This window comes from Candidatus Leptofilum sp., from assembly GCF_965223525.1.
Classification (GTDB): Bacteria; Chloroflexota; Anaerolineae; order Promineifilales; family Promineifilaceae; genus Leptofilum.
The window spans coordinates 1343642-1361266 of the sequence record NZ_OZ245005.1; the positions used below are offsets into that span (position 1 = coordinate 1343642).

General features: G+C 53.3%; 14 protein-coding genes. 3 read left to right on the top strand and 11 right to left on the bottom strand.

Annotated elements, in window-relative coordinates; genetic code table 11:
- Positions 1-17: 17 nt before the first annotated feature.
- The 11 genes from ACOQPM_RS22940 to ACOQPM_RS22990 all read right to left on the bottom strand — a co-directional run bounded on the left by ACOQPM_RS22940 (position 18) and on the right by ACOQPM_RS22990 (position 14434).
- Positions 18-1499, bottom strand: coding sequence for a phytoene desaturase family protein (locus ACOQPM_RS22940; RefSeq protein WP_420630719.1), 1482 nt, complete (start codon positions 1497-1499; stop codon positions 18-20).
- A 35-nt stretch (positions 1500-1534) separates the two neighbouring features.
- Positions 1535-2647 (bottom strand): glycosyltransferase, encoded by a 1113-nt coding sequence (locus ACOQPM_RS22945; protein ID WP_420630720.1) that lies wholly within the window; start codon positions 2645-2647, stop codon positions 1535-1537.
- 72 nt (positions 2648-2719) lie between these two features.
- Positions 2720-3331, bottom strand: coding sequence for a glycerol-3-phosphate acyltransferase (locus ACOQPM_RS22950; RefSeq protein WP_420630721.1), 612 nt, complete (start codon positions 3329-3331; stop codon positions 2720-2722).
- 39 nt (positions 3332-3370) lie between these two features.
- A complete protein-coding gene (locus ACOQPM_RS22955; RefSeq protein ID WP_420630722.1) occupies positions 3371-4216 on the bottom strand; it encodes a carotenoid biosynthesis protein in 846 nt (281 codons plus the stop codon).
- Positions 4216-5040 (bottom strand): lycopene cyclase domain-containing protein, encoded by an 825-nt coding sequence (locus ACOQPM_RS22960; RefSeq protein WP_420630723.1) that lies wholly within the window; start codon positions 5038-5040, stop codon positions 4216-4218. Before ACOQPM_RS22960 ends, ACOQPM_RS22955 begins: the two co-directional genes overlap by 1 nt.
- 172 nt (positions 5041-5212) lie before the next feature.
- Positions 5213-6712: a phytoene desaturase family protein gene (gene crtI / locus ACOQPM_RS22965; protein WP_420630724.1), complete on the bottom strand. Its 1500-nt coding sequence runs from the start codon at positions 6710-6712 to the stop codon at positions 5213-5215.
- 146 nt (positions 6713-6858) lie between these two features.
- A complete protein-coding gene (locus ACOQPM_RS22970) occupies positions 6859-7917 on the bottom strand; it encodes a phytoene/squalene synthase family protein (protein WP_420630725.1) in 1059 nt (352 codons plus the stop codon).
- Between the two features lie 301 nt (positions 7918-8218).
- Positions 8219-10339 (bottom strand): Tex family protein, encoded by a 2121-nt coding sequence (locus ACOQPM_RS22975; protein WP_420630726.1) that lies wholly within the window; start codon positions 10337-10339, stop codon positions 8219-8221.
- A 98-nt stretch (positions 10340-10437) separates the two neighbouring features.
- On the bottom strand, positions 10438-11370 hold the full coding sequence (locus ACOQPM_RS22980) for an aminoglycoside phosphotransferase family protein (RefSeq protein ID WP_420630727.1): 933 nt from the start codon (positions 11368-11370) through the stop codon (positions 10438-10440).
- A gap of 21 nt (positions 11371-11391) precedes the next feature.
- Positions 11392-13482, bottom strand: a complete 2091-nt coding sequence (locus ACOQPM_RS22985; RefSeq protein WP_420630728.1) for a Gldg family protein — start codon at positions 13480-13482, stop codon at positions 11392-11394.
- Complete coding sequence (locus ACOQPM_RS22990) at positions 13472-14434, bottom strand: ABC transporter ATP-binding protein (protein ID WP_420630729.1); 963 nt, start codon at positions 14432-14434, stop codon at positions 13472-13474. Before ACOQPM_RS22990 ends, ACOQPM_RS22985 begins: the two co-directional genes overlap by 11 nt.
- A gap of 185 nt (positions 14435-14619) precedes the next feature.
- On the opposite strand from ACOQPM_RS22990, the gene ACOQPM_RS22995 reads away from it, so the two are divergent.
- From ACOQPM_RS22995 to ACOQPM_RS23005, 3 genes are all read left to right on the top strand, one after another.
- Positions 14620-15399, top strand: coding sequence for a hypothetical protein (locus ACOQPM_RS22995; RefSeq protein WP_420630730.1), 780 nt, complete (start codon positions 14620-14622; stop codon positions 15397-15399).
- Positions 15400-15552: 153 nt separating this feature from the next.
- A complete protein-coding gene (secG, locus tag ACOQPM_RS23000; protein WP_420630731.1) occupies positions 15553-15807 on the top strand; it encodes a preprotein translocase subunit SecG in 255 nt (84 codons plus the stop codon).
- A 118-nt stretch (positions 15808-15925) separates the two neighbouring features.
- A complete protein-coding gene (locus ACOQPM_RS23005; RefSeq protein WP_420630732.1) occupies positions 15926-17608 on the top strand; it encodes a peptide ABC transporter substrate-binding protein in 1683 nt (560 codons plus the stop codon).
- Positions 17609-17625 lie beyond the last annotated feature (17 nt).

A 17625-nucleotide genomic window follows, 5' to 3' on the forward strand; every position in this document is an offset into this window, starting at 1 on the left:
CACCTCCTCCCTAGCCCTCAGCCCTCAATGGGGGAGGGAACCATGCCCTCAAGAACAAGTTGGGCGGCGACCTTGCCGGAGAGGGTGACCATGGGGACGCCGCCGCCAGGATGGGTGGTGCCGCCTGCGAAGTAGAGTCCTTTGATTTGCTTTGAGCGGTTATGCGGCCGTTTAAAAGCAGCCCATCGTGAGTTGGGTGATGCACCATACAGGGCACCCCGCCACGCACCACTCCCTGCGGCCAAATCATGCGGCGTCAAAATTTGTTCGGTAACGATGTGGTCGCGCACGTCGAAGCCAAAGTTGGCGATTTTTTGCAGGACGAGATCGCGGTAGCTTTGCTGATTGGTGTGCCAATCGTACTGATCATCAAGCGGCGGCGCGTTGACAAGGACAAACCAATTTTCGCCGCCGTCGGGGGCGTGTTCGGGGTCGGTTTTGCTGGTGATGGCGATGTAGATGGTGGGGTCGGCAGGCGGTTGGCCTTGCTGGAAGATGGCGTTGAACTCGGCGGGGTAGTCGGGGGAGAAGAGGATGTTGTGATGGGCGAGTTTGGGGAATTGTTTGTTGATGCCAAGCAGAAGGATGAAGCCGGAGCAGGAGGAGTCGAATTGTGAATTGCGAATTGTGGATTGTGAATTTTTAAGTAAGTGCTTTTGCGTCGTGGTGACGTCTAGGTTGCTGACAACGGCCGTTCCCGACACTTTTCCCCCATTTTTGAGGATGAGGTGGGAGAAACGGCCGTTTTCCACACAAATTTCCTGCACGCCACAGTTGGTATGAATCGTTACGCCCAGTTCGCGGGCGAGGATGGCCATCGCTTGAGCAATGACATAAATGCCGCCGCGTGGATACCAGACGCCGCCAGATAGCTCCACATGGGCGATAACGTTAAGCGTGGCCGGAGCCAAATAGGGACTACCGCCGACGTAGGTGGCAAAGCGACCCAAAAGCTGCCGCAGCTCCGGCGACTGAACATGCGATTCAATCGCTTTTTGCATCGTACGCAGGCCGTCAATTTTGAACCAGTCGGGGAAAGGCACACGCAAAAAGCTGCGCCACGTGGGCGGCTTGTCGTAGATGAAGACCGGGCCGGTGATGCGGTGAATCTGCTTCGCGTAGTGTAGATATTTCTTATAGCCAGCGACATCCTGAGGGGCGATTTGGCGGATTTGCTCAGCCATCTGCGCTGGGTCTTCTTTGGCGTCCAGGATGGTACCGTCTGGGTAAAAGTAGCGGGTGAGCGGATCGACGGGTTCTAGCGACAGGTAATCTTCCAGGCGGCGGCCAGCGCTGACAAACAACTCTTCAAAGACGTGCCGCATGGTGATGACCGAGGGGCCAATGTCCCAGCGGAAGCCATCGGCCACAATTTGACCCATTTTGCCGCCGACTTGCCCGTTTTTTTCGTAAATGGTGACGCGCTGTCCAGCGGCTGCTAGCCGAATGGCTGTGCTAAGTCCACCGATGCCTGCGCCAATGATCAAAATTTCGTTCATAAACAATATTTTGAGATTGGAGATTGGGCTAATCTCTAATCTCCAGTCTCCAATCTCCTTCCTTTCCACTCCGCTGTACCCTGCCGCTGCCACTGGATTGATTGAAAAGCGATGCAGGTCATCAGCAAGACGGAGACGGGCATGAGCAGGGCATCGAGGGGGCGTTGGTGGGTGAAAACGGCCGTTCCGCCCCTTAAAACCACCCCAGCCAGCCCCAAAACCAGCGGCCACACAGCCAGCGTGGCCGCAAACCAAAGCCACGGAACTAGAAAAACAAGCCAGTGAAACACCGTCGAGAGCAGCAAAAAAGGAATGCTGCCGCCGTGCCCAGCCAAGATATTTTTGGAAAATCCTGCCCGCACTTCAGGCCAGTTTTGGTACATGCGGCAGCCCACCAGCCGATTCCCATCTGCCATTCGCAACCGCAGGTTGTGGGATTTGATTGTTTTGGCCAATGCCACATCCTCGATGACGTTGTTGTGAACGGCCGTATGCCCCCCAATTTTCTCGTATGCCTCTCGCCGAAACAGGAGGCATTGTCCGTTGGCAGCGGCAAAGGCGGGGAGATTGGTGTAATGTACGGGCAAGATGGGCAAGTAACATAAAATGGCAAAGCTCATCAGCGGGACGACGAGCCGTTCAGGCCAGCTTTCGGTTTGCTGGGTGGGCCAGACGGTGAGTAGATCGGCTTGTTCGGTTTGGGCGAGGGTAAGTAGTGCTGCCAGCGCATTTGGCTGCCAGCCTACGTCGGCATCCGCGAAGAGCAGGTAATCGCCCGTAGCGGCTTGGCTTAGCTGGTGGCACGCCCAATTTTTCCCCAACCAGCCGGATGGCAGCGGCGTGCCAGAAATTAGTCGGAACCGTGCATCATCAGCAGCGGCCTGGGTGGCAATTTTGCCCGTACCGTCGTCTGATTGGTCGTCCAGCAGGATGAGTTCAAAATTGGTGGCGGTTTGTTTCAGCAGGGCGCGAATGGTTTGGCCAATCACGGCCGCTTCATTCCGCGCAGGTATCAAAATGGATAGTTTGGGCTGCGCGGCGGGTTGGGCGGCTTTGAGGCGCGGGAAGAGGAGGATGTTGGAAACGGCCGTCATTCCCAAAATCAGTAAAGCAAATGAAATGAATCCCCCAAGAATCGTTGAAAGCATATCTTTTTTATCAGCAGATTTCGCAGATTGAACAGATTTTTAATTCGTTGAATCTGCGGAATCTTTGAATTTTTATCTTAATTTTTCTTTTGGTTTATTGTGGCGTAGAGACGGCCGTTCCGCCAAATCGGCGCGGTGGTTCCAGGCGAGCAGCAGCGTTTGCCCCGCCCACACACCTAGCAGCACTGGATCATCAAACCAAATGAGCAAGGCTGCCAACATGCCCACCAATGCCAACATCAAAGCCCAGCCGGATGGCATGATGAGCAGGGTCAAGATAACAAGCAGCGGGACGGCAATGACCGGCATCATCCAAAGGGTGATGCCAATCCAAACACCGAAGGCAGCGGCAATCGCTTTGCCCCCGCGCCAGTTCAAAAAGGGTGAAAAAGTGTGACCCAGCGGAGGTGCTAGCGAGATTGGTACAATTGCCCAGCCGCTGACGCCAAAAATGTGCACGGCCAACCCCAGCGGCAGTGCACCTTTGCTGATGTCTAGCATGAGCGCCAAGGCAAAGGGAAGTGGTCCGCCCGCTCGCAAAACATTGGTTGCGCCTGGATTTTTGTCGCCAAATTGGCGAATGTCTTTGCCCAGCAGCAGCTTGCCAACCCAAACGGAAAAAGGCAGCGAGCCGAGCAAAAAGCCAAAAAAGGTCCAAAGTAGCGTGGGGAGGAGTTGGTTCATTTAAAAGTTTGCAAGTATGCAGGTGTGCAAGTGAACTGCTTACTGAATACCGATTACCGAATACTGTTTACTGAACACCGATCGCCAACCTAGCCAGACAAAAATGCCCATCACCACGCCACCAACGAGGGCAGGGCCAGCCAATCCCCAGAAGAAGAGCAGGCCGAATGTTTCTAAAAACCAGGTGATGGTGTAGATGATGAGCAGGGGCAAGATGGGTAGTTTTTTGGGTTGAATGAGTGCGGTGAGCAAGACGGCCGTTCCCAACCAGCCCGCATAATTACTCCACGGAATGCCAAAGTAGCCACCAGGATCGTCCCATGCCCACAATCCCCAGGCGACCATTTGCGGATCGAGAAAGAGGTCCCAGGCAGTCAGTGCCAATCCGGCAAGCAGTGGGTACAGCCAACGATTGGTCGCCCATTTTGCAGATAGCTGTTTTTGGATGAGATGGGCGACTGCCCAGGCGGCGGGCAGCATCATAAACCAGGCAAAGGGAATAAGGACGGGCACGTGGGCAATTTGGGGCTGCATGAGGTCGGTGTAGCTGTAGCCGCCAAAGGGAAATCCGGTGGTAGAGCCAAGCCATTCTACAAATAATGTCAGTGCGGCGATGAGAACGGCCGTTCCCACCGTTTTTTGCCAGCCCCACCGCTCACGCAGGATGAAGAATACGGCCGTTGCCTGCAAAAACACGCCCAACGACAGCCCAAAAGGCACAATACCATCTCCCCAAATCCATTTCATGATGGGCAGGCTGATCATGGCCAGCATCCAGGTTATGATGAGGAAGGTTAGGAAAGATGGTGAATCAGTCATCAGTGAGCGGTAAACAGTTATCGGTAGAATTGGTGTTGTTTTTTCGCTATTCACTTGGTCACGCATCACGTTTTACGTTTCACGGCCCGTAAACTCCGCGAATTCCCCAAGAGCCTCATTGTTTTGATTTGCTCTAGTCGAGTTTGGCTCTCAGCCGCTAAAAAGAGCGTCATGCCAAAAACAACCAAAATGTTGGTGATCAGGAAAAATAGAAACTCTTCGAAGGGCAAAATGCCGCCGAGATACCAGTTGATTGTTTGTGCCGGATCAATCGTCCAAATGCCGTCCAAAATAGCCAGAGCGTCAGCGCCGGCCAGGAACAGGGTGGGGGGAATTAGCCCTAGCAGCACAATTTTCCGATGTTGCCACAAAATATCGCCGCCGTACCAAATTTGCAGCATGATGGGCAGCAATGCCCACGCTAAAATGAGCGCCAGGTAGGTGCCGGGTGCCCAGCCTGTAACCAAGATACCAACCATCACCAGCCAGAGAACGGTTAAAATGGTGAGCGTGGTGTGCCGGAAACGGTCGTTCTCCCAACCACTCTCCACCACATCCGGCTGACGCCGTAGCCAAAACAGCAGCCATAGCCCCGTCATAATCGGCTGCATCAGGAAAAATGTATACTCTTCGATAGGGACATAGCCAAACAGAATGCCAGTTACTTTGGCCGAGTCGTACCACCAGACAGAGGTGGCGACTAGATAGTTGTCCCAAGGCGTTGTGTAAAGCAGTGCCATCGCCAAGTGGAGCCCCAAAATGGCCCAGGGCGAATAGCTGCCAAACCGTTTGGGCATCTGGCGACCCTGACGGGCATCTAGCCAGGTAAGCCAAAGCAAAATTATAATGGGTATGCCTAGAAACAGGCCGAGAAATCCGAAGTAAGTCATATTTATCCGTTATCGGTAATCCGTGAACCGTAATCGGTAAGCAACTATACAGGTGCTGCGGCCGGTCTCCAGACCGCGCCGCCCGGTGGCACGGTGAGGACACCGGCCACAGCCAGAGAGACCTGAATAGTTACATCGGTAAATGGTTTGTTGACCGTTCACTGATTACCGTTTACTGAACACCGATATGTGTACCCATAATTAAATCTTCGGCAATTTTGCTGGAGGAAAGCACACCGGGCAAACCTGCGCCGGGGTGGGTGCCTGCGCCGACAAAGTAGAGGTTGTCAATATCTTCTGAGCGGTTGTGCGGACGGAACCAGGCAGATTGGGTCAGGATGGGTTCGACTGAAAATGCAGAGCCCATGTGGCTGTTCAGCGTCCCTTTAAAGTGCAAGGGATCGATGGTGTGTTCGGTGACGAGGTTTTCTTGCAAATCTGGAATGTAATTTTCTTCTAAAAACTGCATGATGGCGTCGCGGTACGGTTTGGCGGCTGTAGTCCAATCAATGCCAGACCCAAGATGCGGCACGGGGGAGAGGACGTAGAATCCTTCGTGCCCTTCGGGCGCAATGCTGGGGTCGGTGAGGGTGGGCATGTGCAGGTAAAGTGAAAAATCGTCGGCAAGGGCTTTATTTTTGAAGATGTCTTGCAGCAGCCCTTTGTATCGCTCGCTGAGAATGATATTGTGATGAGCCAAACGGCCGTCATTGTACCGTTTCTTGGTGCCAAAGTAGATGACGAAAAGCGACATGCTGTACCGCGTCAAATTTTTGTAGCGGAAGTCGGAGTTGCGAAGACTGCGGTGCTTTTTGTTGATTAGGCTTGTGTAGGTAAAGGCGACATCTGCATTGGAGATGACGTGGTCAGCTTTGTGAACAGTGCCATCTTTGAGACGAATGCCTTTGGCATGGCGATTTTCTACAATTATTTCGTCTACTTCGGTGTTGAGGTGGAAACGGCCGTTTAGCTCCTCAATCAATCTGCCTAACGCCCGCACCAACGCCCCGGTGCCACCCATCACATAATGCACACCCCATTCCCGTTCCAGGTAATGGATCATGGCATAAATGGAGGTGGTATCAAAAGGATTGCCGCCCACCAAAAGCGGGTGGAAGGAAAAGCAGCGGCGCAGGAAGTCGTTTTCAATAAATTGAGAGGCGTATTTGTATACCGTTTTGTGCGACTGTAGGCGCAACAAATCTGGCACCACGCGAATCATGTCGCTGACGGATAGGAAAGGTTTGTCAGCCAGTTCTACAAACCCTTTTTCAAAGATAGCTTTGGTAGTAGCTATGAACCGCTGGTATCCTTCGCGGTCAGCCCGGTTCCACTGCTCAATTTGGTCGAGGATGAACTTTTCGTCGTTGTTGTAGTCGAGGGAACGGCCGTTATGGTCAAAAATGCGGTAAAAAGGGTCACAAGGCACAAACTGGACGTACTCTTCCCGCTTGCGCCCCGCCAGTTCAAAAATGTCGTCAAACATAAACGGAGCCGTGATCACCGTCGGGCCAGCATCAAACTTAAACCCATCTTGCTCAAATACGTAAGCACGACCGCCCGGTTGATCTAATTTCTCAAAAATTTCGACTTGGTACCCTTGCGCTGCCAAGCGTGCTGCTGCGCCAAGGCCTCCAAAGCCACTGCCAATAATAATTACTTTTTCTTTCATCTTGTCTCGTTTCTGGGGGCAAAGTCCCAGGTTAATGTATTTTTCTGTATTTATTTCGAAAGCTAAAGTGTCATTCCCGCGCAGGCGGGAGCCCAAAGGTGTGGATTCCCGCCTGCGCGAGAGTGACAAGCAAAGGTTATGATTGTTTATCCTTGGGGCACTGCGTAAAGGTTTTCTGCTTCGAGTGGTGCATCGTGGGAGCAGGCAACCAAGGCGGGTTGGGTGTGGACAGGCTCATCCACTAAATTCAGATACTGGTTGGTTTTGGCTCGCCACCAGATTCCGGGCAAGTCGCGCAATTTTTCTTGCTTGGTGGTGTAGGCACGACGATTAAATATATCGTAATCATGTTCTTCGATGTCGTCCAGAATGGCGCGATACAGTTCAGCAGCGGCGGCAATGGCAAAACGGCCGCTCCTCCCCAACATGGCCACACCGGGCAACGCTTCGGCATATAGCTGCCGTGCCCGCCGAATTTGGAAGCGCATAAAAGCACGCCAGCGATGGTCAATCGTCCCGGCGGCAATGTCTGATTCGTCCAGGTTAAACATGCGTAGCTCTTCAAGGGGGAGGTAGAGACGGCCGTTTGCCCAATCTTCCTGCACGTCTCGCAAAATGTTGGTAAGCTGCAAGGCAACGCCCAGCTTAATGGCGTATGGAATTGCCCTGCTGCCCTCGTACCCCACAATGTGCATGGCCATCAGCCCCACTGTAGAAGCCACACCGTAGCAATATTGTGCCAGTTCGCTAAACGTTTCATACCGTGCGTGCATCAGGTCAGAGGTCACGCCATCTAGGAGCTGCTCGGCATAACGACGGGGAATGTTGAAGTTGGCTCTAGTGTCTGCCCAGGCAAGTGCCACCAAATTATAGATTGGCGGATGATTTGCTAAACTTTCTTGCCGCCACTGCAAAATGCGCTGATGCTGATTATTTATCTCTTTGTCTACCAAATCGTCGCTGACGCGGCAAAAGGCATACAGGGCGCGGGCAGCGCGACGCTGTGCTTTGGGCAGCAAGCCAGAAGCCAGGTAGAAAGTACGGCTGTGCTGTTTGGTGATGGCGGCACAATGTGCATAGGCTTGAGCAAGATGTTCCCGGCCGTCGTAGACTGGTTCATTGATACTGTCGTGGTCAAGTGCATGATGAGCCAGCCGCAGTAAGCGTGTCTCCCAAACGACAGGTTCCAAGGTTTCTAATGCCATCTTCTCCTCCTCTGGATTTTCTCAAATTAGCAAGTTAAGTCTAGGTATTGTTCAGTTTTATGAATGTATTAATTGTTGAACTTGAAGAGAATAATAGTGGATTAAAGTCGAATTGTCAAAATATTATCTATATTTTGTACATATTTTGACAAAGATGGGTTAAGAGGGGGGACGGATTTTCTTTACAACTTTGTCGCCGCGATGACCGCCCGCACGAGGGCGCTTCGCGCCCGACTACAGCTACACTTAACGATTTTTGTAAAGATGGTTTTATTCAGAATGACCTATGACGAGGATTTGTTTATTTTGCCCAACCCAGGCCAATACGGCCGCGTTCTTCGTCAATGGATTTGATGGAGATTGTTAGCACATCGCCAACGTTGAGGGTTTGGCTGCGGGGAATTTGGCTACGATGCAGCAAGCCATCTTGCTTCACGCCAATGTCTATGAATGCGCCAAAATCCACCACATTGCGAACGGTTCCTCTGAGCTGCATTCCCGGAGTCAGGTCGTTAAGGGAAAGGACATCGCTACGCAGAATTGGTTTGGGCAAATCTTCGCGGGGGTCGCGGCCAGGGCGTATGAGCTGTTCTAAAATGTCTATGAGCGTGGGGATGCCTGTGTTGAGCTGGTTGGCAAGTTCGGCGACGGGGGGGAGCTTGGCCAGCACGGCCGTTCTTTCATTTGGCGGCGTGCTGGGGCTGAGTTTTGCTTTTTTGAGGACGGCCGTCGCCACACCGTAACTTTCAGGGTGAATGGCGCTGGCATCCAGTGGATTGTTGCCATCCCGCACGCGCAAAAAGCCAGCCGACTGCTCAAACGCTTTGGGGCCGAGGCTGGGAACTTTTTTGAGGGTGATGCGATTGGGGAAACGGCCGTTTGCCCCCCGGTAGGCCACAATGTTTTCTGCCAGCTTGGGACCAATGCCCGCTACGTGCGTGAGCAAAGCGGGGGAAGCGGTGTTCACGTCTACGCCCACCTGGTTTACCACCGATTCCACCACCCCGGCCAGCGATTCCGATAACTGCTTTTGGTTCACATCATGCTGGTACAGCCCCACGCCAACAGACTTGGGATCAATTTTCACCAGTTCGGCCAGCGGATCCTGGGCGCGGCGAGCAATGGAAACTGCGCCGCGCAGCGTCACGTCAAGTTCCGGCAGCTCTGCTTTGGCCAGCGGGCTGGCGCTGTACACGCTGGCACCCGCCTCGTTGACGATGAGGTAATGCACATCGTCTAGCTGCCGGGTCAGTTCGGCCACAAGCTGCTCAGTTTCGCGGGAAGCAGTGCCGTTGCCGATGGTGATCAGACTGATTTGGTGGGTTTTTACCAAGGTGGCGAGCGTTTTTAACGCCTCATCTCGTCGTTTTTGTGGCTGGTGGGGGTAGATGGTGGTTGTTTGCAAAACCTTGCCCGTACCGTCCACCACGGCCACCTTGCAGCCGGTGCGGTAGGCGGGGTCAATGCCCATGACGGTATGGCCTGCCAGCGGCGGCTGGGTGAGCAGGCCGCGCATATTGTCGGCAAATACCTGGATGGCGTGGGCTTCCGCCTGTTCAGTGAGGCTGCGGCGTACATCTCGCTCGATGGCTGGGATGAGGAGCCGTTTGGCGGCGTCTTCCATGGCAAGTTGAAGCTGTTCGGCCAGCGGTGAGCGGCGGTTGGGGCGGTATTGACTGCGTATGGCCAAAATCCAGTCTCGTTCCGCAATGTCTACGCTGACGCGCAAGATTTTTTCTGCTTCGCCCCGATTGAGTGCCAAAATTTGATGCGGCCGTACCCGATCAATCCGCAAAGAAAAGTCGTAATACAGTTTGTAGACGGCGCGTTCGTCGCTGGCGTTTTTCACTTTTTGGCTTTGCAGCAGGCCAAACTGGAACGTTTTGTCACGCAGGATTTGGCGCACTTGGGGCGTGTCGCTGACTGTTTCGGCTACGATGTCTCGCGCGCCTGCCAAGGCGTCTTCGGCCGTGGGAACATCTTCGTTGATGAAGGGGGCGGCAATTTGAACGGCCGTTTGCCTATTCACGAACTGGGCCAAAATGAACTCTGCCAATGGCTCCAACCCCCGCTCACGGGCGATCATGGCGCGGGTACGCCGTTTGGGTTTGTAGGGCTGGTACAAATCCTCTAGCTCCGTTAGGGTGGTGGCGGCGTGAATCGCTTTTTCTAACTCCGGCGTTAGCTTTTCCTGGCTAGAAATTGATTCCAGGATGGTGCTCCGACGTTCATTTAGGCCGCGTAATTTAGTGAGCTGGTCACTAATTTGGCGGATTTGCTCTTCGTCCAGGCTGCCAGTCGCTTCTTTACGGTAGCGGGCAATGAAAGGGATGGTGTTGCCGTCGTCGAGCAGGGTGATAACGGCCGTTGCCTGCCCAGGTTTTACATTTAGTTTTTGTGCAATTTGGTTTTCGTAACTCATTAAATCATTTCATCCGGAAAAAAGCTGGTTTCGGTTAAAGTCATCCTGTCGGAGTCAGTTGGTTGGGCTGGCCATGCCTGGGCGCGTGCCAAGTATCGCTACAGTTGAATATTAGTCGGAATGCGGTTTGGTTGCCAGTTGTGCACAGAATGGCCTGCTTCGGCATAGCTAACACCAGCGTTGAGCAAACCTAACAGCCAAAAAAGTGGAAAAAGCAGCAAGTAATATTGAATGCGCTCATTGAAATAAGGATCAGTTTGTAAACGCGCGGCCGTATACGGCCGTAAAAAAGCATCCCATTCTTCATCCGTTAACAAATCTTCCTGGTTGGGGTGCGTTAGCAAATCGGCCACGTCGCGGGCTGGGTCGCGCAAGCCACAATCTTCCCAATCCACCAGAGCCAGACGGCCGTCCGGGCGTTGTATCACATTGGCAAAGCGCGGATCAGAGCGGCAAAAGAGCAGTGGCGGGTCTGGTAGTTGGGAGAATTCAGACAGTATTTTAGGTAGCCGCGCTAGCAAGGCTTGGCAATGTGGGACGCTTTCCAACCCTGGCGAGTAGTTCCCAGCGGCCCATGCTTCGTAATTTTTGAGATAGTTGTTGAACATGGCCGACACGTCTTGCATGGTGCGCTCCATCCCCCGCGACAGCCAGAGGCCATCAGTTGGTACCTCGTTGAGGGTGAGCCACAAATCAGCCAGTTGTTGGAGTTGGACGGCCGTAGGCGGCATACGATCCCACATTTCCCCTGCTAAAAATTCATAAACGACGACAGGACCGAGGGCAGGGTCGTAGAAAACGGGCTGCGGGGCGACATCGAGCGGCGACAGAAGTTGTAGTGCCTCAAACTCTCTGCGTGGAGCTTCCGAGAGTTCGTCTGTTTTGAGGTAATGCTTGGCGATGTAGTGACGGCCGTTTTGCCACACATCAAACAGTTGGTTGCTTTGAAAACTCAGCGGCGTCCGCTCCCGAATCGTTGCACCAATGCCCAATGCCTGCGAAACAATGTATGCTACAACTGACTTTCCCATTTACATCACCTCTTCACCCGTTCACCCGCCCTGGCGTGTGTACCAAACCCACACACCAACCAACGCAAGCAGACCTGGCATCAGGAAGATGCTGACGAGTTGCAGCAGGGTTAGCTGGCTTTGCGTGATTGTTACCTGGCGGGGAATCGTCTCGCGGGCGGAAAGCTGTATTGAAACCACATCATCTACCAGCCAGTTGGCGGCATTTTCAAAAAGGAAGCTGTTGCCGCCTTGCTGGATGAAGCTGTTGCTAAGGAAATCGGTATCGCCGAAGACGACGAGGCGCGCGCCGTTAGTGGTGTTGAGCGCACTGAGGGCGACGGTGAGGCTGCCTGTGGCGTCTGCTTCGTCTGGAGCTACTTCGCCAGCCGCAATCATCTGCTCGAAGTTGGTTTCGCCCCAAGCCAGGTTGCTGGTGGTGATGAGATGGACGGCCGTAACCCCCGCCGGAATTTCTGCTTCAATCGAACGCGCCACGTTAAAAATGGTGCCAAACTGTTCTAAATCTTGGGTGATGGGGCTGTTGCCATATTGCGCCCCCACAAACGTGAGGCCAATGGTTTGCCCCGCCTGGGCTAGCGATGCGTCAATGATGAGGTCGTTGCGGAGGGTGATGCCCCAGCTTGCTTGCAGCCAGGCCAGCAAACCATCGTTTTCGGCAGCAATGCGCCCTTCGGTGTCTAGCGCGTCGCGGGCGAGGAAGAACGCACCGCCCCCGTCTACGTAGCGGGTCAGTGCCTCAAGTTCTGCAGCGGCCAGGGGTGCTTGCTGGTCAATCAGGAAAACCGCGCTGGCATCGGCCGGAACTTCTCCTTCGACAAAAAGATTAAGCGATTGGACGGTGAAACCAGATTCTTGTAGGAGGGTTACGGCCGTTCCCATCCCCTCTGCCCCAAAATCTTGCCAATCCCGCTGGCCGTGTCCCGTCAAAAAGTAGGCGGTCTTGACAGTCGGGTTAAGCGTTCGCACCAGCGCGGTGTGCAAATCCCGGTCGGTGAGGGTAGAGGCTTTGGCAAAGCTGCCGTCGCTGCGGGTGAACACCAGCGTTCCGGCAAAGGTGAGATCGTACTGTTCGGCCAGCAGTGGATTTTCGTTGGGATCAACAAATTCGTAGCTGAGTTGGTCAGTGTACGCCTGCATCGTTTGCAGGGAGGTTTCAGCTTCGCTACGCTGAAAGGCGGTTTCGGAGGTGTAAAAGCCAAGGACATGAATCGGTTCGTTAAGCCGTTGCAGTAATTCAACCGTTTCTGGCAGGGGGGTGAAGGCGTTGTTGGCGGTGGCGTCGTACCGCCAGTTGGGGTTTTGGTGGGCGATAACATAGAGCAGGGTGAAGACGGCCGTCGCCCCCACCAATTGCCACCAGTCCCCAGCCGTAAGCCGTCCCCGTTTGCCTTTGAGGATGAGGGTGGTTGTTAGGAGGAAAACGGCCGTCACCGCCACAAAATAAATCACATCCTTTACCAGCAGCACACCGCGAGAAAAATTGTCTTGATGGTTGATCAGTGCAAGTTCGTTGAGGAGGGTGACGGCCGTCTCCCCCAAGGCAAACGACTGTGCCGGAATGAGTAAGAGGTAAAGCAGTAGCGTGATGCCCAGCGCCACAATGAAGGCCACAATCTGGTTTTCTGACAGAGCCGAAGCCAATAGGCCAATACTCAGTAGCGCCGCGCCGAAGAACAGGACGCCCAGGTATGCCGTCCAAATGGGGCCGGGGTCTGGATTGCCAAAAATAAAGAGGATGAGTGGGAAGATAAGCGTTAGGGCAGCGGTGAGCAGGTAAAAAAGGAAGCCTGCCAGGAATTTACCAAGCACCACTTCACCGTCCCGCAAGGGCAGGGTGAGCAGCAGTTCTAGTGTGCCGCTGCGCTGTTCTTCGGATAGCAAGCGCATGGTGAGGGCGGGCATGGCAAACAGGTAGAGGAAGGTGAATAGACCAAGTACGCTCTGCACGTCTAGCGGCAGCGCACCGGGCTGAGTTGCATGGATGAACAGTTCTGAGGAAAAGATGTAGCCCGTCAGTGCCAGCAGCACCACGCCAAAAATGTATGCCATTGGCTGCACAAAAATCGCGTCCAGCTCGCGCCGAGCTACCTGCCAGGCGTTATGCAGCATTGGCCACCTCAGAGGCAGTGGTTTGGGCTTCCTGGAGTTTTTGCAGGAAGAGGGTTTCCAGGCTGAGCTGCCTGGTTTTGAGTTCTAGCAAGCCCCAGCCGTGGGAAACGGCCGTTTCTGCCACCGTCTGCCGCGTTTTATCCTGCCCATCGAAGGTAAGTAAGAATTGGTTGGGGCTGTTGGAGGAAACGGCCGTAACGCCCACAATATCTTGCAAAATATTTTGCGTTTGCTCGGTTGGATGCGCGAGTTCTAGCGCAAGTTGGGTGTTGCCCTGTTTTATTTGGTTCATGGGCAGGTCGGCGTAGATACGGCCGTTCATCAACAAAATCACCCGGCTACAAATTTGCTCCACTTCTGCCAGAATGTGGGTACTCAGCAGCACCGTGCGCTGGCGGCCCGCGTTGGCAATAAGCTGGCGAATCTCCACAATTTGGGCGGGGTCAAGGCCAATCGTTGGCTCGTCCAAAATAAGCACGTCTGGGTCGTGCAGCAACGCCTGCGCCAACCCCACTCGCTGCCGCATTCCCTTGGACAGCCTGCCAATGACGCTCCCTGCTCGTTCCAGCAAGCCAACCGCTTCCAAGATGTCATCCACACGCTCCCACACGTCATCCAGCCGTCGTACCTTGCCCACAAAGTGCAGATAATCTTCAACGGTCATTTCTGGGTAGAGCGGCACGGTTTCTGGCAGGTAGCCCAGCTTTCGCCGCGCCTGCAAACTCTCTTTGATAGTATGATGTCCAGCGATGGCTGCCCCCCCGGCACTGGGTGGCAGATAGCCCGTGAGCAGGCGCATGGTGGTTGTTTTGCCCGCGCCGTTTGGCCCCAGCAGCCCCACAATCTCCCCCGCTTTGCAAGAGAAGGTGAGGTTGGAAACGGCCGTAACCGTCCCAAACCGCTTGGTTAAATTTTGGGCTTTGATCATGATAGGCTGATCTGATTCATTCATCCGTTCTGCTACCCATTTTGGTTTGATTGCGTGAAGCAAATCATACTCAACTTTGCGCTACTGAAAAGCCCACTAGCAGCGTAATCAGCAGAAATTAGCCATTTGTTCATCCAGTTGGACGGATAAGGTAATTTCTGGCAGAATTTGCAAGATAACCGGACGCGCTTGGCAGCAGGGAGTTTTGAATGACGAGCAACTCAATCATTAATATTTTGTCCAGCTTAATCATTGGTATTTTGTCCAGTATAATTGCCGCAATCCTCATTGCATTATGGCAGCTTCGAGAGTTTTTCTTGCCATATTTACTTTGCCAAACATTTTTTCGTAACAAACTCCTTCGAATTTCGTTGGCAACTGTCCTGTATTTGCGTGATGAAAATGATCGATATTTATTAGTCAGGATGCGGCGAAGACCTGAATGGTTTGGGCCGTTGGGCGGTGTTATCAAATATTATCCATCTGCCCAGCTTGAAGAAAAATTTGAGTTTCAAAGATATTCTGGACAAAGTGATTTAAGTGATGATTTACGTGGTCGGTTGCCCGGCCGTCATTTTGTCAAATTTATGCGATGGTTTCGCTCGTATAAAGATCGGGAAGTGGAGTCTGTGACGCGAGAACTCATTGAAGAGCTTAAAGAAATCGGGTTGGAGGATTTGGCAGAATCAATTCAAGCGTTGCCCCTCTCTCTTGTGCGTCGAGCACAAGGTGGTATTCAGCGGGTATCAAGCAAGGAAGATTTTTATCAGTTTCGATATATTGAAGTGTATAAACTAGATCAAACAAACGAGTACGGCCGTACATTGACCGAAAATCTTTTTGCTGCTTCTCAACACAATGCCGAACTCATCACGGTAACAGCCGATGAAATAAAACGCCGACGGGCTCGTACCGGTGAAGCTATTGGCGTTCATTCTGGCTATCTAATTGGTCGTGAAAGGACTGGCCCCGAACCTCCACCATTTTAGGAATAAGTATTTTGTTAGATAAGGGGATTTGAGTATTAAACAGGCGTCTCAAATTCGACGCACCCTCGTCTGACTGATATAATCCTCGCTTGGTTTTTGGAAGATGAAGCAGGTGGCACAAGCCACCTGAAACTCAACATAGAGGAAAATTAAATGGAATTGCAACGATTTGCACTCTACTTTGGGATTGCTGAGATCATTCTGGCGATTGCTTTGACAGCTCTTGTTTTAATTCAAACCAAAGGATCGGACCTCGGTGGCTTTTTAGGCGGTAGCGGCGACACCAGTGGCAGCTTCCGCACGCGTCGTGGTGTAGAGGCTACCATGCACAAGGTGACAATTGCCTGTGCGATTGCTTTCTTTGTTTGTACTGTTTTTGCATTTTTAGCTTGGGGTCAAGCTACATAAATGTCATTGTGTAATTAGGCAATTTGTAAATGCCCAATTACGCAATTGTCCAATTACTTTTTACCAAAAAACGTGAACCGTCGGCCACTTTAGGCTTGCGCTTCACGTTTTATTGTTTATGAAGCTTCATTTGCGCTGGCAACTGTTACTGGCTTTGGTAGGATTTGGCCTCATTTTGGCCATTCTTTCCTTTCAAGTGCAATCGGCGGGGCTGTGTACCACGCGCGTTCCGTCGGCAGGAGGGGTGTTTGCTGAGGGGATGGTGGGTGCGCCGCAGCGACTTAATCCACTGTTGAGCGATGGCTTTCCAGTTGATCGGGAATTGACAAGCTTACTGTTTGATGGCCTGGTTCAGTACGATCATGCCGGGCGCTTCATTCCTGCCTTGGCAGAAAGCTGGACGGTGAGTGAAGACGGCCGTACCCTCCAATTCATCCTCCGTAACGACCTTCTTTGGCACGATGGGCAACCCATCACCACGGTCGACGTCGCTTTTAGCTACGGCCTGTTGCAAAATGATGCCTTTCCGGCAGCAGCAGCTATCAAAGCGCTGTGGCAGACCGTTGCCATCAACGTCATTGATGAGCGCGCGATTGAATTTGTGCTGGCAGAGCCGTATTCACCATTTCTGGAAGCGGCCACGCGGGGAATCGTACCTGCTCACCTGTTGCAGAATGTGCCACCCGCTGAGCTGGCGACGCACAGCTTTAACCAGCAGCCAGTGGGCAGCGGCCCATGGCAGGTGGCTCCCGCGCAAGATTGGGCGACCACCCGCAGCCTGCGCCTGACGCCCAACCCGCTGGACTGGCGCGAGGGAACCCAAATCCCCGTGCTAGAGTTCCGTTTTTACCCAGACGAGGAAAGTTTGCTCACTGCTTTTGCCAATGGGGATATTCAGGCGATCAATTCGGTGTCTGATGCGCTGCTGCCGCAGGTAACGGCCGTTTCCCACGCCCGCCTCTTCACCACCGTTGCCCCCCGCTACACCCAGCTCATCTTCAACCAGAGCGAAACTGGCTTTGCTCCGCTGCAACTGGCGGAAGTGCGACAAGGTTTGGCGGCAGCAATCAATCGGAACCAGCTAATTGACCGTGCCCTAAATGGCCAGGGTGTGCCGCTAACTGGCCCCTATTTGCCCGATTCCTGGGCCAATAATCAGGCCATCTTTGCCGAAGCGGGGGTAAACACGGCCAATGCCGATGCGCTATTAAACAGTGCGGGCTGGACATTGCCAGAAGGCAGCGTCATTCGTCAGGCAGATGGTGAAACGTTCAGGCTGCGGCTGTTGGCTTTGGATACGGCCGTACACCAGCAAATGGCGCAAGAGGTAGCGGCACAGTGGGCAGTTTTAGGTGTGGAAGTTGTGGTGGAAACGGCCGTTTCCGTCACTGAATTGCGTCAGAAGCTGGCGGCGCGTGATTTTGATGTAGCTCTAGTAGACATCACCCCGTCCATTGACCCCGATCTGTACGATTTTTGGAGCCAGGAAGCAATTATTCGCGGACAAAACTATGGTGGCTGGAACAATCGCCGAGCCAGCGAGGCATTGGAAGCCGGGCGGCAGGTGTGGGGGATGGGTGAACGACGGCCGTCTTACAACACCTTCCTCAGTATTTACGCTGACCAGGTGCCCGCTGTGACGCTGTACCAGCATGTGTACACCTACGCCCTCAGCAGCGAAGTAAACCAGGCCGAAGTTGGCCCTATTTACGAACCGCGCGACCGCTACCAAACCTTTGCCAACTGGTTCCTGCTCTACCGCGATGTAGATATCGCCTGCCAAACCGAAGAATCAACCTAACTTGCACACAGGAAACA

Bases quoted from the DNA above. Each gene is read 5' to 3' on its own strand.
- ACOQPM_RS22940 (WP_420630719.1), bottom strand. From the start codon at position 1,499: ATGAACGAAATTTTGATCATTGGCGCAGGCATCGGTGGACTTAGCACA.
- ACOQPM_RS22945 (WP_420630720.1), bottom strand. From the start codon at position 2,647: ATGCTTTCAACGATTCTTGGGGGATTCATTTCATTTGCTTTACTGATT.
- ACOQPM_RS22950 (WP_420630721.1), bottom strand. From the start codon at position 3,331: ATGAACCAACTCCTCCCCACGCTACTTTGGACCTTTTTTGGCTTTTTG.
- ACOQPM_RS22955 (WP_420630722.1), bottom strand. From the start codon at position 4,216: ATGCGTGACCAAGTGAATAGCGAAAAAACAACACCAATTCTACCGATA.
- ACOQPM_RS22960 (WP_420630723.1), bottom strand. From the start codon at position 5,040: ATGACTTACTTCGGATTTCTCGGCCTGTTTCTAGGCATACCCATTATA.
- crtI (WP_420630724.1), bottom strand. From the start codon at position 6,712: ATGAAAGAAAAAGTAATTATTATTGGCAGTGGCTTTGGAGGCCTTGGC.
- ACOQPM_RS22970 (WP_420630725.1), bottom strand. From the start codon at position 7,917: ATGGCATTAGAAACCTTGGAACCTGTCGTTTGGGAGACACGCTTACTG.
- ACOQPM_RS22975 (WP_420630726.1), bottom strand. From the start codon at position 10,339: ATGAGTTACGAAAACCAAATTGCACAAAAACTAAATGTAAAACCTGGG.
- ACOQPM_RS22980 (WP_420630727.1), bottom strand. From the start codon at position 11,370: ATGGGAAAGTCAGTTGTAGCATACATTGTTTCGCAGGCATTGGGCATT.
- ACOQPM_RS22985 (WP_420630728.1), bottom strand. From the start codon at position 13,482: ATGCTGCATAACGCCTGGCAGGTAGCTCGGCGCGAGCTGGACGCGATT.
- ACOQPM_RS22990 (WP_420630729.1), bottom strand. From the start codon at position 14,434: ATGAATGAATCAGATCAGCCTATCATGATCAAAGCCCAAAATTTAACC.
- ACOQPM_RS22995 (WP_420630730.1), top strand. From the start codon at position 14,620: ATGACGAGCAACTCAATCATTAATATTTTGTCCAGCTTAATCATTGGT.
- secG (WP_420630731.1), top strand. From the start codon at position 15,553: ATGGAATTGCAACGATTTGCACTCTACTTTGGGATTGCTGAGATCATT.
- ACOQPM_RS23005 (WP_420630732.1), top strand. From the start codon at position 15,926: ATGAAGCTTCATTTGCGCTGGCAACTGTTACTGGCTTTGGTAGGATTT.